This window comes from Paractinoplanes rishiriensis (assembly GCF_016862375.1).
GTDB lineage: Bacteria > Actinomycetota > Actinomycetes > Mycobacteriales > Micromonosporaceae > Actinoplanes > Actinoplanes rishiriensis.
Window position 1 is genome coordinate 127,943 of record NZ_BOMV01000059.1, and the last position, 15,513, is coordinate 143,455.

General features: G+C 71.9%; 9 protein-coding genes and 1 riboswitch. Of the genes, 3 read left to right on the forward strand and 6 right to left on the reverse strand.

Translation table 11 applies throughout. From position 1 onward, the window contains the following. Positions 1-5,034, forward strand: a complete 5,034-nt coding sequence (locus tag Ari01nite_RS27035; protein ID WP_239163062.1) for an Ig-like domain-containing protein — start codon at positions 1-3, stop codon at positions 5,032-5,034. A gap of 161 nt (positions 5,035-5,195) precedes the next feature. On the opposite strand, the gene groL is transcribed toward Ari01nite_RS27035, so the two are convergent. After that, a complete protein-coding gene (gene groL / locus Ari01nite_RS27040; protein WP_203784985.1) occupies positions 5,196-6,818 on the reverse strand; it encodes a chaperonin GroEL in 1,623 nt (540 codons plus the stop codon). A 238-nt stretch (positions 6,819-7,056) separates the two neighbouring features. After that, on the reverse strand, positions 7,057-7,986 hold the full coding sequence (locus tag Ari01nite_RS27045; protein ID WP_203784986.1) for a hypothetical protein: 930 nt from the start codon (positions 7,984-7,986) through the stop codon (positions 7,057-7,059). A 93-nt stretch (positions 7,987-8,079) separates the two neighbouring features. Here Ari01nite_RS27045 and Ari01nite_RS27050 point away from each other — a divergent pair, with 93 nt between their 5' ends. Continuing rightward, positions 8,080-8,589 carry a GNAT family N-acetyltransferase gene (locus tag Ari01nite_RS27050; protein ID WP_203784987.1) on the forward strand — a complete coding sequence of 170 codons (510 nt, stop codon included), beginning with the start codon at positions 8,080-8,082 and terminating at the stop codon, positions 8,587-8,589. Continuing rightward, the gene (locus Ari01nite_RS27055) at positions 8,589-9,077 is read left to right on the forward strand and encodes a hypothetical protein (RefSeq protein WP_203784988.1); all 489 of its coding nucleotides are present in this window, start codon (positions 8,589-8,591) and stop codon (positions 9,075-9,077) included. Before Ari01nite_RS27050 ends, Ari01nite_RS27055 begins: the two co-directional genes overlap by 1 nt. Here the strand turns inward: Ari01nite_RS27055 and Ari01nite_RS27060 are convergent. From Ari01nite_RS27060 to Ari01nite_RS27075, 4 genes are all read right to left on the reverse strand, one after another. Next, positions 9,016-9,993 carry a GNAT family N-acetyltransferase gene (locus Ari01nite_RS27060; RefSeq protein ID WP_203784989.1) on the reverse strand — a complete coding sequence of 326 codons (978 nt, stop codon included), beginning with the start codon at positions 9,991-9,993 and terminating at the stop codon, positions 9,016-9,018. The two genes, Ari01nite_RS27055 and Ari01nite_RS27060, sit on opposite strands and share 62 nt — an antisense overlap. A gap of 241 nt (positions 9,994-10,234) precedes the next feature. Further along, a complete protein-coding gene (gene thrC, locus Ari01nite_RS27065) occupies positions 10,235-11,515 on the reverse strand; it encodes a threonine synthase (RefSeq protein ID WP_203784990.1) in 1,281 nt (426 codons plus the stop codon). 10 nt (positions 11,516-11,525) lie between these two features. Beyond that, positions 11,526-11,661, reverse strand: a riboswitch (SAM riboswitch). Positions 11,662-11,728: 67 nt separating this feature from the next. After that, the gene (locus tag Ari01nite_RS27070; protein WP_203784991.1) at positions 11,729-12,631 is read right to left on the reverse strand and encodes an ABC transporter permease; all 903 of its coding nucleotides are present in this window, start codon (positions 12,629-12,631) and stop codon (positions 11,729-11,731) included. Beyond that, positions 12,628-15,444 carry an alpha/beta fold hydrolase gene (locus Ari01nite_RS27075; RefSeq protein ID WP_203784992.1) on the reverse strand — a complete coding sequence of 939 codons (2,817 nt, stop codon included), beginning with the start codon at positions 15,442-15,444 and terminating at the stop codon, positions 12,628-12,630. Before Ari01nite_RS27075 ends, Ari01nite_RS27070 begins: the two co-directional genes overlap by 4 nt. Positions 15,445-15,513 lie beyond the last annotated feature (69 nt).

Here is a 15,513-nt window from a genome sequence, read left to right on the forward strand (position 1 = left end):
GTGGGTGTGCGTCGGGCCGCCGCGGGGTTGTTCGTTGTCGTGGCGATCGTGCTGCTGGCCGCCGTCCGCGCGCCCGTCCCGGCCGCAGCCGCCATCACGACGCCGTTCGCCACCCGGTTCGAGGTCAACACGAACGGGTCGATCCTGTTGCGGGGCAACACCAACCTCACCTGTCCCACGCTCGCGGCCAATTGTGCGAACGCGCGTAACGGGAGTGGCGGCGCGGTCAACAACAACGACTTCGCGATGGTCTACACGGACGCGGACAACGACCTGGCGACGTTCAACGACAGCACCGCCACCATCGACATGCCGGCCGGCAGCGCGGTGCTGTTCGCAGGCTTGTACTGGGGGGCCGAGTCGAATCTGCCGCTGCGCAACCAGGTGCTGTTCCGCACCCCGGCGGGTGCCTCCTGGACCCCGGTCACGGCGAGCAGCCTGTTCTCCTCGGGCGGCAACTATCAGGGCTTCGCCGACGTGACCGCGCAGGTGGCCGCCGCCGGGAACGGCGTGTACGGAGTGGCCAACATCCAGGCCGCCATCGGCCTCGGGCGGTACGCCGGCTGGTCGTTGGTGATCGCGTACCGGAACCCGGCCGAGGACCTGCGCAGCCTGCGGATCTACGACGGCTTCGGGTCGCTGACCAGCGGCAACCTCGTCATCCCGATGACCGGGTTCGAGACGCCGCACGCCGGCACCGTGCACGCCCGGATCGGCGCGGTGGCCTACGAGGGCGACCGCGGCACCAGCGGCGACAGCTTCCTGGTCGACGGGCAGCCGCTGAGCGACGCCGCCAACCTGTCCAACAACTTCTTCAACAGCACGGTCAGCGACGCCGGCGCGCACGTGGGCGGGCGCGATCCGAACTATCCGAACCTGACCGGCCTGGACATCGACCAGGTCGACGCCACCGGGCTGTTCGGGCACGGCGCCACCGCCACCACGCTGACGCTCACCACCACCGGCGACGCCTACTACCCCGGGGTCATCACCTTCACCATCGACCTCTACGCGCCCCGGATCGTCACCACCATGACCGGCACCGACGTCAACGGCGGCGACCTGTTGCCGGGCGACGAGATCGAATATCGGATCGGGGTACGCAACGAGGGCAGCGACACGGCCGACGACGTGGTGCTGGCCGACGCCGTCCCGCTGCACACGACGTACGTGCCGGGCAGGCTCACCCTGCAGGGCGCTCCGCTCACGGACGCCACCGGGGACGACGCGGGCTGGTATGCGGCCGGCTCGACCGGCTGGAATCTCGGCAGCATCCCCTATCTGGGCACGACCTACGTCACGTTCCGGGTCCGGGTGGGCGTCGGCGCGCCGGCCGGGCACACCATCACCAATCTGGTCAACGTCAGCTACACCGGCCGCACCACCAGCGTGAACGTGGCCGGGCAGGGCGGCGCCACGGCAACCACGGTTCAGCAGCCGCACGCCGACCGGGCCGCCACGCTCGCGGTCAGCCCGGTGTTCGTGCAGCGCGCCGCGGCACCCACCGCGCTCACCTACACCGCCACGGTCACCAACGCCTCGGGCGACCTGGAGCCGGCCGCCGGCGCCGAACTGACCCTGCCGGCCGGGGTCACCCCGGGCACGCTACCGGCCGGGTGCACCGCGAACGGCCAGGTCGTCACCTGCGCGCTCGGTCCGCTGGTGGCGGGCAGTTCGGCCAGCGTGCCGATCCCGGCGGTGGCCGGTGCCGGTGCGGCCACCACCGCGGTGGCCACGCTGCGTGCCACCGGCAGCGGCGCGGACGGCACCCCGGGCAACGACACCGACACCGCCACCCTGCGGGTCAACTCGGCGCCGCAGGCCGTCGCCGACGTCGCGGCCACCCCGACCGGCACCAGCGTGGCCGTTCCGGTCCGGGACAACGACAGCGACCCCGAGGACCAGCGGACCGACCTGCGGATTTCGATCGTCACCCCGCCCGGTCACGGCACCGCGGTGGTCGAGGCCGATCAGACGGTCACCTACACCCCGGCGGCCGGCTGGGCCGGTCCGGACAGCTTGACCTATCGGGTCGACGACCAGCACGGCGGCACCGATCTCGGCACCGCCACGGTGACCACCGCGAACGCACCGCCGGTGGCGCTGGACGACTCAATCAATACGCCGCCGAACACACCGGTGACCCTCGATGTGCTGGACAACGACACCGACCCGAACGGCGACCCGCTCACGATCACCGCGGTGACCCAGCCGCCGGTTACGGACGGCGCCGCCGCGATCGCCGGCAACCAGGTCGCCTTCACCCCGGACCCGGTGTTCGCCGGGACCACGACGTTCACCTACACGATCGACGACGGGAGCGGCGGCACCGCAACCGCCACCGTCTCGGTCGACGTGGCCAACGCCGTGCCGACCGCCGCCGACGACGTGCTGGCCGCGCCGTACGCGCCCGGGGTGCCGGTCCTGGTGCCGGTGCTGGCTAACGACCGCGACCCGAACAACGACCTGCTCACCATCACCGCGGTCGGCCCGGTGACGCCCGGCACCGTCACCGCCGCGGCCGTGGCCGGCGGTATCGAGGTCACCGCGCCGGCCGGGTTCTCCGGCCCGGCCACGTTCGGCTACGACATCAGCGACGGCCACGGCGGCACGTCGTCCGCCCAGGTCACCGTCGCGGTCGGCAATGCCGGGCCGAGCGCCGCGGCGTACCTGGAAAGCATTGTCTTCGGCGGCACGCTGACGCTCGACGTGATCGCCGACGCGACCGACCCCAACAACGACACCCTGCGGGTGGCCGGAGTGTCCGCCGCGGCGCACGGCACCGCGGTGCGCAACGCCGGCGGCGGCATCACCTACACCCCGGATCCGGCCTGGTCCGGCACCGACAGCTTCGGCTACACGATCGACGACGGGAACGGCGGCACCGCGACCGCGACGATCACGGTGACCGTGGCGAACGGGGTGGCGGTGGCCCGGGCCGACCACGCGACCGCGCCGGGCGGCACCCCGATCCCGATCGACGTGCTGGCCAACGACGATGACGACCCGAACGGCCAGCCCCTGCTGGTCACGATCGACGCGGCACCGGGCGACGGCACCGCGACGGTGGGCGCGGACCGGCGGATCACGTACACCCCCGACCCGGGCTTCCGCGGCACCGACACGTTCCACTACCGGCTGGACGACGGCGCGGGCGGCGTCACCGGCGCGACCGTGACGGTGACGGTGGTGAACACCCCGCCGGTCGCCCGCCCGGACGCGGCCGGCACCGACACCGGCACACCCGTGACCATCGCGGTCCTGACCGGGGACAGCGACCCGAACGGCGACCCGATCGCGGTGGCCGGCTCGGTGCACGGCGGCCACGGCCGGGTCATCCCGGGACCGGGCGGGACGCTGATCTACACGCCCGACGCGGGGTTCTACGGCACCGACGCGTTCGTCTACACGATCGCCGACCCCGGCGGGCTGACCTCCTCAGCGGTCGTCACGGTCACGGTCCGCAACGCACCGCCGGACGCGGTCGACGACTGGATCGTGGTGCGGCCCCAGGTGCTCACCACGCTGTCGCTGCTCGCCAACGACCGGGACGCGAACACCGGGCAGCCGCTGCGGATCAGTTCGGTCGGCGCGGCCGGCAAGGGCACGCTGACGCCCGCCGCGGACGGAACGACGGTGACCTACCGGTCGCACCCCGGCCAGACCGGTGCCGACGTGTTCGCGTACGTGCTCACCGATGATCTGGGCGCGACCGACACCGCCACCGTGACCATCGTGCTCGACGCGCCGCCGACGGCGCGCGACGATGCGGCCTCGACCTCGTGGGCCACCGCGGTCGACATCCCGGTGCTGGCCAACGACAGCGACCCCGAGGGCGGCACACTCGCCGTGCACCGCCTGGACCCGCCCGGCCACGGTACCGCGACGCTCAACCCGGACGGTACGGTCCGCTACCTGCCGAGCGTCGCGTTCGCCGGGACGGATTCGTTCTGGTACGCGATCCGGGACCCGGCCGGCAACACCGCCGGCGCCCAGGTCTTCGTGGTGGTGGCCGGCACCCAGCCGATGGCCGTGCCGGACGAGCGGAGCACGCCGTACCGGAAGGCGGTCACCATCCCGGTGCTCGCCAACGACGTCGATCCGACCGGGACCCTGAAGATCACCTCGGCCGGCCGGCCGGCGCACGGCACAGTTGACTTCACCGCGGCGGCGGTCACCTACACTCCGCCGGACGGCTTCTCCGGCCCGGTCAGGTTCGGCTACACCGCCGCCGACACCCTCGGCCGCCGGGTCGGCGCGGAGGTCACGGTGACGGTCGGGGCCGCGCCGACCGTGCCGGACAAGGCGGTGGTCGGCAAGCCCGGAGCCGCGGTCGGCATCACGCCGCCGGCCACCGACAACGGCGGCCGCCCGGTCACCATCCGCAAAATCGGCAAGCCGGCGCACGGCACCGCGGTCCTGAACGCCGACGGCACCGTCACCTACACCCCGGACCCGGGCTTCACCGGCACGGACACGTTCACCTACGAGGTGGTGGACGAGGACGGGAACGTGGCCCAGGCGTCGATCATCGTGACGGTGCGACCGACGAGTCCGCCAGTCACCGAGCCGCCAGTCACCGAGCCACCAGTCACCGAGCCACCAGTCACCGAGCCGCCCGGCACCGAGCCGCCCGTTCTCAATCGGCCGCCGGTCGCGGCCGACGACTCGGCGGGCCTCGCCGAGGGGGACACCGTCGTGCTGCGGCCGCTGCTCAACGACCGGGACCCGGACGGTGACCAGCTCACCATCGTGCGGATCACCGGTTCGGTGTCCGCCGAGCCGGACGGCACGATCGCCTATGTTGCACGTGAAACCGGCACCGACACGTTCGGTTACACCGTCTCCGACGGCCGGGGCGGCACCGCCACCGCAACCGTGACCGTCCACGTCGCGGCGGTCACCGAACTGCCGGTCACCGGACAAGACGCGCTGGCCCTGATCAAGGCCGGACTGCTCGCCGCGGTGGCCGGCGGCGTCCTCATCTGGCTGGGTGGACGGTCATCCCCCGCCAGCTCGCCGACATCCCGTTGAGATGGTCGTGCCGAGCACTCTCACCCTTCGGTCTCCACAGTGACTGCTAACCGGCATATTCCACCCTTATAGGGCGGGCGCAAGCCGGCAGAGCGCGAGCAAGACAGAGCGAAAGGGCGGGCCGCCAAGGCGACCCGCCCTTTCTCAGCTGTGGGCTGGACTCAGAAGTCCATGTCCCCGCCGCCCGGAGCACCGGCCGGAGCCGGGCTCTTCTCGGGCTTGTCGGCCACGACGGCCTCGGTGGTGAGGAACAGCGCGGCGATCGACGCGGCGTTCTGCAGCGCCGAACGGGTGACCTTGGCCGGGTCGATGATGCCCGCGGCCAGCAGGTCGACGTACTCGCCGGTCGCGGCGTTGAGGCCGTGACCCGCGTCGAGGTTGCGCACCTTCTCGACCACGACGCCGCCCTCGAGGCCGGCGTTGACGGCGATCTGCCGCAGCGGGGCGTCCAGCGCCAGCTTGACGATGGTCGCACCGGTGGCCTCGTCGCCGGCCAGGTCCAGCTTGTCGAACGCGGTCTTGCCGGCCTGCACCAGCGCGACGCCACCACCCGGGACGATGCCCTCCTCGACGGCCGCCTTCGCGTTGCGAACGGCGTCCTCGATGCGGTGCTTGCGCTCCTTGAGCTCGACCTCGGTGGCCGCGCCGACCTTGATGACCGCAACACCGCCGGCCAGCTTGGCCAGGCGCTCCTGCAGCTTCTCGCGGTCGTAGTCGGAGTCCGACTTCTCGATCTCGGCGCGGATCTGGTTGACCCGGCCCTGGATCTGCTCGGCGTTGCCGCCGCCGTCCACGACGGTGGTCTCGTCCTTGGTGATGACGATCTTGCGGGCGGTGCCCAGCAGGCTCAGGTCGGCGTTGTCGAGCTTGAGGCCGACCTCCTCGCTGATGACGGCGCCACCGGTCAGGATGGCGATGTCCTCCAGCATGGCCTTGCGGCGGTCGCCGAAGCCCGGGGCCTTGACGGCGACGGACTTGAAGGTGCCGCGCACCTTGTTGACCACCAGGGTCGCCAGGGCCTCGCCCTCGACGTCCTCGGCGATGATGACCAGCGGCTTGCCGGCCTGCATTACCTTCTCGAGGACCGGCAGCAGGTCCTTGACCGCGGAGATCTTGCTGTTGGCGATCAGGATGTACGGGTCGTCGAAGACGGCCTCCATCCGCTCGGCGTCGGTCATGAAGTACGCCGAGATGTAGCCCTTGTCGAAGCGCATGCCCTCGGTGAGCTCGAGCTCAAGACCGAAGGTGTTGCTCTCCTCGACGGTGATGACGCCTTCCTTGCCGACCTTGTCCATGGCCTCGGCGATGATCTCGCCCACCGTGGAGTCACCGGCGGAGATGGACGCGGTGGAGGCGATCTGCTCCTTGGTCTCCACGTCCTTGGCGATCTGCGTGAGACCCTCGGAGACGCTGGCCACGGCCGCCTCGATGCCCCGCTTCAGGGCCATCGGGTTGGCGCCCGCGGCAACGTTGCGCAGGCCCTCACGAACCAGCGCCTGGGCCAGGACGGTCGCCGTCGTCGTGCCGTCGCCGGCCACGTCGTCGGTCTTCTTGGCGACCTCCTTGACCAGCTCGGCGCCGATCTTCTCGAAGGAGTCCTCGAGCTCGATCTCCTTGGCGATCGACACACCATCGTTGGTGATGGTGGGCGCGCCCCACTTCTTCTCGAGCACGACATTGCGGCCCTTGGGGCCGAGCGTCACCTTGACGGCGTCAGCGAGCTGGTTCATGCCTCGCTCGAGGCCCCGACGAGCTTCCTCGTCGAATGCGATGATCTTGGCCATACGGCGTTGTCCTCCTGGACAGTTGCGAACTCTGCGGACGTCACCACCTGGCGATGTGACGTCCTCAGGCCGAGCCGGATAGCCCGCGACGACCGGTCCCGTGTCCCGGCGCCGATGGCGGCACCGCGACCGAGACCCCACCGTCCCGACCTGCTTGGCACTCAGCAGTCGCGAGTGCCAATGACCTGTTTAGCACTCCCAGGGGTCGAGTGCAAGAAAACGCCACCTGTCGGAGGCCTCAGTCGAACTCGGGTGCCGAGAGTTCCTCGTACAGCGAAACCGCGGTGGCCGGGCCCTCGGCGCGGCGGGCGTGCGCATAGGTCACCAGGGCGGCAACCGCCCAGCCCAGCGCCGTGACGACCGCCACCAGGGTGGAGACCGGACCGCCCAGGAACAGGTCGGCCAACCGGGGCAGCACGGTGACCGCGAGCGAGGCGAGCACCAGGCCGGCCAGCGGCGCCATCGACGACAGGTGGGTGGCCCGGCGCGGCCCGGGACCGCGCTCGATCAGCACCACGCTGCCGAGCAGGCCGGTGAAGGTCAGCACCCCGGTGGACAGCAGGCCGAGCGAGACCGCGAGCGGCGCCGCCACCGCGGTGCCCAGCCGGTCGGCGGTGAGCAGCAGCGGCAGTGACTGGGTCAGCAGGCCGAACACCGCGAACCAGACCCACAGCGGGCGCAGGCGATAGGCCACCAGGCGCCACACCACGCCGGGCCGGGGCAGGGTGCCGCGGGCCGCCTCGGTCAGCGCCACCGCGGCCGTGCCGGCCAGGCAGATCACCAGGGGCAAAGCAGAGACCGCGAAGTAGGCCACCCACATGAGCGGGAGCAGCAGCAGGCCGAAGCCGCCGGCCAGATCGGACAGGGCCGGCGCGGCCACCACGGTGTCGTCGACCCGGCCGACGAAGAAGTGCATGGGCAGCGCGGCCAGCAGACCGATCGGGACCAGGCCGGCCAGGCAGCGGCGCAGCACGCCACCCACCTTGCGGGCCCAGCCGGTGAGGCCGGCCGAGCGCGACGGGACCAGCGGGTCGTCGGGGTCGGGCAGGAACGCCGAGGGCGCGCCCGGACGGGCCAACTCGGCCGTGCGGGACTCCGGGTCGAACGGGTCGGCGCTCTCCACCACCGGCCCGGCGACCACGTGCATCACGTCCTCGCCCGGATCCATCGACCTACCTTGCCCCAGCCCGGGCGGGTTCGCCACCCCTCGGGCATCGGCAACCTGCTTGCCCGTCCGCCGCCGAGCCGGTAGGGAGAACGCGTGGACGGTTGGCAGGTACGACGGGTGACCGAGGCGGATGCGGCACGGATGCGGGCGCTGCGGCTGGAGATGCTGGCCGACGCCCCGCTGGCCTTCCTGGAGACGCTGGCGCAGGCCGCGGCCCGGCCGCACGAGGCCTACCGGCAGCGGATCGCCCAGGCGGCGTACGGCGGCCAGACCGCGCAGTTCATCGCCGACCCGGGCGGCCGGTCCCGGCTGGTCGGGCACGCCGGCGGCACGGTACTGCCGGAGCGGCCGGACGAGACGGTGATCTTCGCGGTCTACGTGAGCCCGGCCCACCGCGGCGGCAAGGTGCTGGCCGAACTGGTCGAGGCGGTGGCCGGCTGGTCCCGGGACTGCGGCCGGCAGCGGCTCATGTTGGAGGTGGTCGCGGGCAACGGTCGCGCGGTCCGCGCGTACGAGAAACTGGGTTTTGAGGACACCGGCGAGCGGGTGCCGCACCCGGTGCTCCCGGCCCTCACCGAACTGCGCATGCGCCGGCGGATCTGATGCCCTGGCCCCGCACCCGGACCTGGGTGACCGCGCTGAACGGCACCACCGCGGCCGGGCTGCTGGTGGCCCTGGCCGGCCGGGCCAAGATCCGTCGCGGCCCGGGCGGCATCCTGGTGGCCGAGGGATACCGGCTCCCGGCGCCGCCGGCCACCTGCTTCACGGTCGGCTCGGTGATCATGTGCCGGCGCAGCGCCGAGTGGCTGCTGCACGAGGACCGGTCGGCGCTGTTCGGGCACGAGTGCAAGCACGCCGGGCAATACGCCGTCCTCGGCCCGCTGTTCTGGCCGGCATACTGGCTGGCCTGCGGATACTCCTGGACGACGAGCGGGTCGTGGGGCGCGCGCAACCTGTTCGAACGGCTGGCCGGGCTGGAGTCCGGCGGCTATCCGACCGATCTGCCGCTGCGTCCGTGGCTGCTGCGTCTCAGAGGGTCAGCTGCCACTCGATCGAGGCGTCCACCTCCCGGAAACCCATCGCCACATTGATCCGGAGCATGTGCTCGTTGGCGCCGGCGTTGTAGGTGTCGATGACCTCGACCCCCGGCTGCAACTGCCGGATCTGGGCGAGGTTGGCCAGCTTGATGAGAATGCCGAGACGGTGCCCGCGGTGCGCCCGGTCCACCAGAGTGATGCTCTGCCAGGCGTGTGCCGGCTCGGCCTGCAGCCCGACCAGCGTCGTCCAGGCCACCAGCCGGTCGCCGTGCAGCATGCCGGCGTGATAGGTGGTCCGGCCGGTCTGCACCCGGCGCTGCTCGGCCTCGCGGATCTTTTCGGCGTCCACCTTCTCCGGTTCGAGGGCCAGGTCGCCGATCGGGGCGTCGGCGTTGAACCGGCTGTCCAGGTATGCCACGTCGTCGATGATCTCGTCGGCCGGCACCCCGGTCCACAGGATCAGCCGGTAACCGCCGGCGTGCTGCCAGGCGTCGGCGAGCATCGCGTCCAGCCGGGCCTGGTCGACGGTGCGCACGTCGAGCCGGCTGCGCGTCTCCTCCAGGCCGGGAGCGGCGCCGACCACCCGGGCGAAGGCCGGGCCGTCCGGGTGCCGCAGCACGGTCGACCCCTGCAGGTGCCGGCGGCCGAGCGTGCGGGCTCGCTCCACGGCCAGGTCGAGCAGTGCCCGGCCCACCCCGTGGCGCCGGGCCGAGGGCAGCACGTTCAGCCCGACGTACACGTTGTCCAGGTTGTCCATCAGGGGCAGGCCGAGTTCCAGGTGCCCGACGGGCTCGCCGTCCAGATAGCCGAAGTAGCGCTCGAACGCCTGACCGGGCCACGGGTTGGCCAGGGCGATCAGGAAGCTTTCCAGCGACATGTGCGGAATGTCGGGCTGGTCATGTTCGCCGCAGGCCCGGTCGATCGCATAGGCCGCCGGTGGCGCGTCCATCGGACCCGTCGAAACAGTCATGGCCGTCACCCTGCCGGGTGACGGCCATGAACACGAACGATTTTGGTCGGGAGGGTGGACACACAGCGCCTCCGGCACTGGGTCGTTGGGCACCTCACGAGATTGTCGCCAAGCTCGAGAGTGAGGGGCCGCGTACGGCGTCGGCCCTCCCGCAGAGAGCATCCTGCCGACCCTGAGATCGGTGCGCAAGTCCTCCGGCGATGGAATCTTCGACGATTGGCTGATCGCCGGTCACCCACCGTTATCCGAGCAGGCCAGCCTCACGCGCGCCGCGCAGCGACGGCTTGATGCGATGAGTCGGCCCGACGAGTTCGGCGACCGCGTCCAACGTTTTGAGACCCTCGCCGGTGTTGAAGACGACCGTTTCCTGATCCGGATCGAGCTTGCCGCTGGCCACCAGCTTTTTGAGGACGGCCACCGTGGTGCCGCCCGCGGTCTCGGCGAAGATGCCGGTGGTCTGTGCCAGCAGCCGGATGCCGTCGCGGATCTCGTCGTCGTCGGCGTAGTCCATCCAGCCGCCGGTCCGGCGCACCGATTCGATCGCGTACGCGCCCGCGGCCGGGTCGCCGATGTTGAGCGACTTGGCAATGCCGGTCGGCTTGACCGGGACGATCTGGTCGGTGCCGGCGTGCAGCGCCACCGCGATCGGGTTGCAGCCGGCCGACTGAGCCCCGAAGACCTTCCAGCCGCCCTCGGGCGCGGTGGCCAGGCCGATTTCGACCAGCTCGGCGAACGCCTTGTCCACCTTGGTCAGCAGCTCACCGGAGGCCATCGGAATGACCACCTGGGCCGGGATGCGCCAGCCGAGCTGCTCGGCCACCTCGTAGCCGAGCGTCTTGGAGCCCTCGGCGTAGAACGGCCGGACGTTCACGTTGACGAACGCGGTGTCCTCGAACTCGTCGGTCTCCACCAGTTCGCCGCAGAGCCGGTTGACGTCGTCGTAGGAGCCCTCGATGGCGACCAGGTCACCGCCGTACACCGCGGTCGTGATGATCTTGCCCTGCTCGAGGTCGTACGGGATGAAGACGATGCTGGGCGCGCCGGCCCGGGCGGCGTGCGCGGCCACCGAGTTGGCCAGGTTGCCGGTGGAGGCGCAGGCGAAGCGGGTGAAGCCGAGCCCGCGGGCGGCGGTGAGCGCCACCGAGACGACCCGGTCCTTGAAGGAGTGGGTCGGGTTGGCCGAGTCGTCCTTGACGTGCAGGGGCGCCCGCAGGCCGACCGCGGCGGCCAGGGCCGGCGCGCTGACCAGCGGAGTGAGGCCGGGGTCCAGGCTCACCCGGGTGGCCGGGTCCTGGCCGGCGGGCAGCAGGCCGGCGTAGCGCCAGATGTTCTGCGGCCCGGCCTCGATCTGCTCCCGGGTGACCCGCGCGAGTGCGGCCTCGTCGTAGGCCACCTCGAGCGGGCCGAAACACTCGTAACAGGCATGCTGGGCGATCAGCGGGTATTCGCTGCCGCAGGCGCGGCACACCAGGCCACGGGCGGGCGAGTCAACGGCGGCGGGGTGGCTGACGACAGACGTCATCGACGAGTTCCTCTCATCTTTCCCCACGGCGACCTGCCGATCGGGGACGGAATTAGCACCTGCCGCACGCGCGCCTCGCCGTCGAGACTTGTGCGGTGGTTGCCGGGGCGTCATCGGGCCGTTCCCTCAGCCCCTCTGGATGAGGTATTCAGTTGTGTCCCACACTTTACGTCGCGGTAGCGGAAATGGCGTCTCGGTATCCCGAGGTGTGAGCTACGACGTGATGTCCTTGCGGGTGAAGCGCCAGAACGCTAGCGACCAGAACAGGGTGGCGTAGCAGACCGCCGCGATCGCGCCCTTGACCAGGTCGTCCACCTGCGCCGGGGTGGACAGCAGGCCCAGCCAGGCGTCGCTGTAGTGGCTCGGCAGCAGATTGCGCAGGCCGCCCAGGGCGGTGATCTGGTCGAGGATGCTGGACAGGATCCAGAGCAGCACGGCGCCGCCCACCGCGCCCAGCGCCGCGTCGGTCAGCACCGACAGCAGGAAGGCCAGGCCGGCCACCACCAGCATGGTGACGGCCAGATAGGCCACGATGCCGAGCAGCCGCAGCAGGCCCTCACCGGGCGGCACCGCGGCGGCGATCGTGCTGCCCAGCGGGTGCCAGCCGTAGCGCAGCGTGCCGACCAGCAGGCCGGTGGCGGTCAGGATCAGCAGGGCCAGGGCCGAGTAACCCAGCGCGACCACCAGCTTGACGCCGAGCAGCCGGGCCCGCGGCACCGGGATCGCCAGCAGGTAGCGCAGGCTGCCCCAGCTGGCCTCGCTGGCCACCGGGTCGCCGCAGAACAGCGCGACCACCACGACCAGCAGGAAGCCGGCCGAGACCGCGAGGCAGAACAGCGCGAAGTTAAGGCCGCCCGAGGTGGCCAGGTCGACCAGGCTGCCGAACGCTCCGCCGCCGTTGTCGTCGTCCCCGTCCCCACCGAACTCGAAGGCGGCCAGAATGATCAAGGGCAGAAGAACCATGAAACCCAGAGCGAGATGGGTACGCCGCCGGCTCGCCTGACGGCGTACCTCGGCCCACAGTGGCAGGGTCGCCGACTGCCGGTATCCGCCATCCGACCGCCCCACCCGCCGCCCTGAAGACGACTGAAGGCCGCTACCACTACCTGCGCTCATCGGTCTCCGCTCCCCCGCGAGTTGTCGCCCACCAGGGCCAGGAACGCGTCCTCGAGGCGGCGCCGCGGCACCACCCGGTCGACGTCCACGCCGGCCCGGACCAGCGACGCCACCACCTCGGCGCGCGGCGTGCCGTTCACGTCCACGATCAGGCCGGACGCGCCGTCCGGGGTCACCGACTTCACCCCCAGTTCCTCGAGGACCCGGGACGCGGCCGGCACGTCGGAGACCGCGAGCTGCACCGAGGGCGACTCGCCGACGATCTCGTCGACGAGGCCGGAAGCGACGATCCGGCCCTTGTTGACCACGACCGCGTGGGTACAGGTCTGCTCCACCTCGGCGAGCAGGTGGCTGGAGACCAGGACGGCCCGGCCGTCGGTGGCGTAGCGCTTGAGCACCCGGCGCATCTCGGCGATCTGCGGCGGATCGAGCCCGTCGGTCGGCTCGTCCAGCACCAGCAACTCGGGCAGGCCCAGCATGGCCTGGGCGATGGCCAGCCGCTGCCGCATGCCGTGGCTGTACTTGCGGGTCTTGCGGTGGATCGAGTCGCCCAGGCCGGCGATCTCCAGCGCCTCCTCGAAGTGCGCCTCCGCCTCCGGCCGGCCGGTGGCGTGCCAGTACGCCTTGAGGTTGTCGTATCCACTGAGGTGCGGCAGGAAGCCCGGCCCCTCGACCAGCGAGCCGATCCGGGACAGGATCGCCGCGCCCGGGGTGAGCCGGTGCCCGAAGACCAGGGCGTCACCGCCGCTCGGCATGGTCAGGCCCATCAGCACCCGCAGCGTGGTGGTCTTGCCGGCGCCGTTCGGCCCGAGCAGGCCGACCACGTGCCCACGTTCGACCGTGAAGCTGATCTCCTCGACCGCCACGAAGCCGTCCCCGTACGCCTTGCGCAGGTTGCGGACCACCAGCGGGGTGTCGGCGAACTCCTCGACCACCTCCTCCTGCCGGCGCCGGCGCATCCGGCGGCGCACCAGCAGCAGCCCGGTCACCGCCAGCGCGATCGCCAGCACCAGGCCGGCCAGCACGTACCGCCAGATGGTCTGCGGGTTGGCGATCGGGGTGCCCACCAGGGTGGGCAGGGTCAGCGCGGAACCCACCGCGACGGTGTACGTGGCCGGCTGCGCCGGGGTGAGGAAGGCCTGGTCGCTGGTGGCCACCACGACCCGGACCGCGTGCCCGGCGTCGATCCGGCGGACGATCGCCGGCAGCGTCACCGTGACCGGCTGGGCCTGGTCGATCGCGGCCGGCAGCCCGGTGAGCCGGACCGGCGCGACCAGGCCGGCGCTGAGCGTCTCGGCGCCGGACTCGTCGACGTCGTAGAGCTTGACGAACACGGTGGCCTCGCCGGTCGGCGACGCGGCCCGCAGCTGGATGGTCGGCGAGCCGGCCACCTCGATGGCAGCGCCGACCGGGGCCGACTCGAACGTGGCGAACTGGCCGGGGATGTCGCCGGCGATGCCACCGAGGAGTTCGCTGAGCCGGCCGCCGGCGCCGGGCAGCGAGGACAGCGCGCCCGGATTGCCGTTCGGCGGGTTGGCCACCGGCTGGGCCGGCCCGTCCAGCGTCACCTGGGTGGTGCCGCTGCCGGCCAGGCCCGGGTACGCGTCGGTGGAGTATCCGTTGGTCACCAGCCCCCGGTCGAGCGCGCTGAAGCCGGCCACCCGGGAGTAGGTGAAGCTGTCCGACGGCGTCTCGCCCTCGCCCTTGAGGTAGTGGTCGAGCCACTGCACGGTGAGGAACTTGACCCGGTCCTGGTCGGTGCCCGGCCCGCGGCCGCCGTCATGCCCGCCGGTGAACCAGGCGACCCGGACCGGGGTGCCGGTCGCCGCGATGCCGCGGGCGTTGGCGTCCGCCTCGGTGAGCGGGAAGAGCGTGTCGACCGCGCCCTGGATCAGCAGCGTCGGCGCCTTGATCCGGTCGAGCACGGTGGCCGGGCTGGACCGCCGCAGCAGCGCCACGGTCGACTCCTCGGGCTGGCCGTCGGTGGCCAGGTCGAGATACGCCTGACAGATGTCGGCCGCGAACCGGCCGCAGGCGGGGTCGCCGGCGTCCGGCAGGTCGGGGGCGCCGGCCGGCGTCTCGGCCCCGCCGGACGACTCGGTGGGCGGCTCGGTGCTGCCGGGTGCGCCCTCGACGACGGCGGCGCCGTTGCCGAAGTACAGGCCGGCCCACCCCTTCTTGAACACCCCGGTGGCGTCGGTGCCCGCCGACTGCTGCAGGAACACCTTGGTGAGGTCGTTCCAGGTGATCGACGGGACGATCGCGTCGACCCGGGTGTCCTGGCCGGCCAGCAGCAGGGCCAGCCCGCCGCCGTAGGACCCGCCGACCACCGCGACCCTGGGGTCGCCGGCCGCGTCGGTCCGCACCTCGGGCCGGGCCGCCAGCCAGTCCACCAGCTGCTGGGCGCCGCGGACCTCGTAGTCGGGGCTGTTCAGGTGGATCTGGCCGCCGCTGCGGCCGAAGCCCTGCGCGGTCCAGGTGAGCACCGCGTAACCCCGGTCGGCCAGCGCCTCGGCGTCCTCGCGTACCGAGTTCTTGGTGCCGCCGAATCCGTGCGCGAGCAGCACCGCCGGCACCTTGCCGTCGCGGTCGCGGGGCAGATAGAAGCGGGCGTCCAGGTCGACCGCCTGGTCGCCGGCCGGCCCGGTGCGCACCGAGATCCGCTCGTCCCGCTCGGTCCAGCCTGGCCGGTCCGGCCACACCGCCCAGCCGATCAGCCCACCGAGCAGAACGACCACGATCGAGGTGGAGACGACACGGCGCCGGGTGGGCCGGGGCAGCACCCGGCGCAATCGGCTAGACAGGGCGGACATGGGCCAAACGGTAGCCGCCCGAGCCGGAACCCGGCTGTGAACTCTCTCAGCCGAGAGGCGCGAGACCAT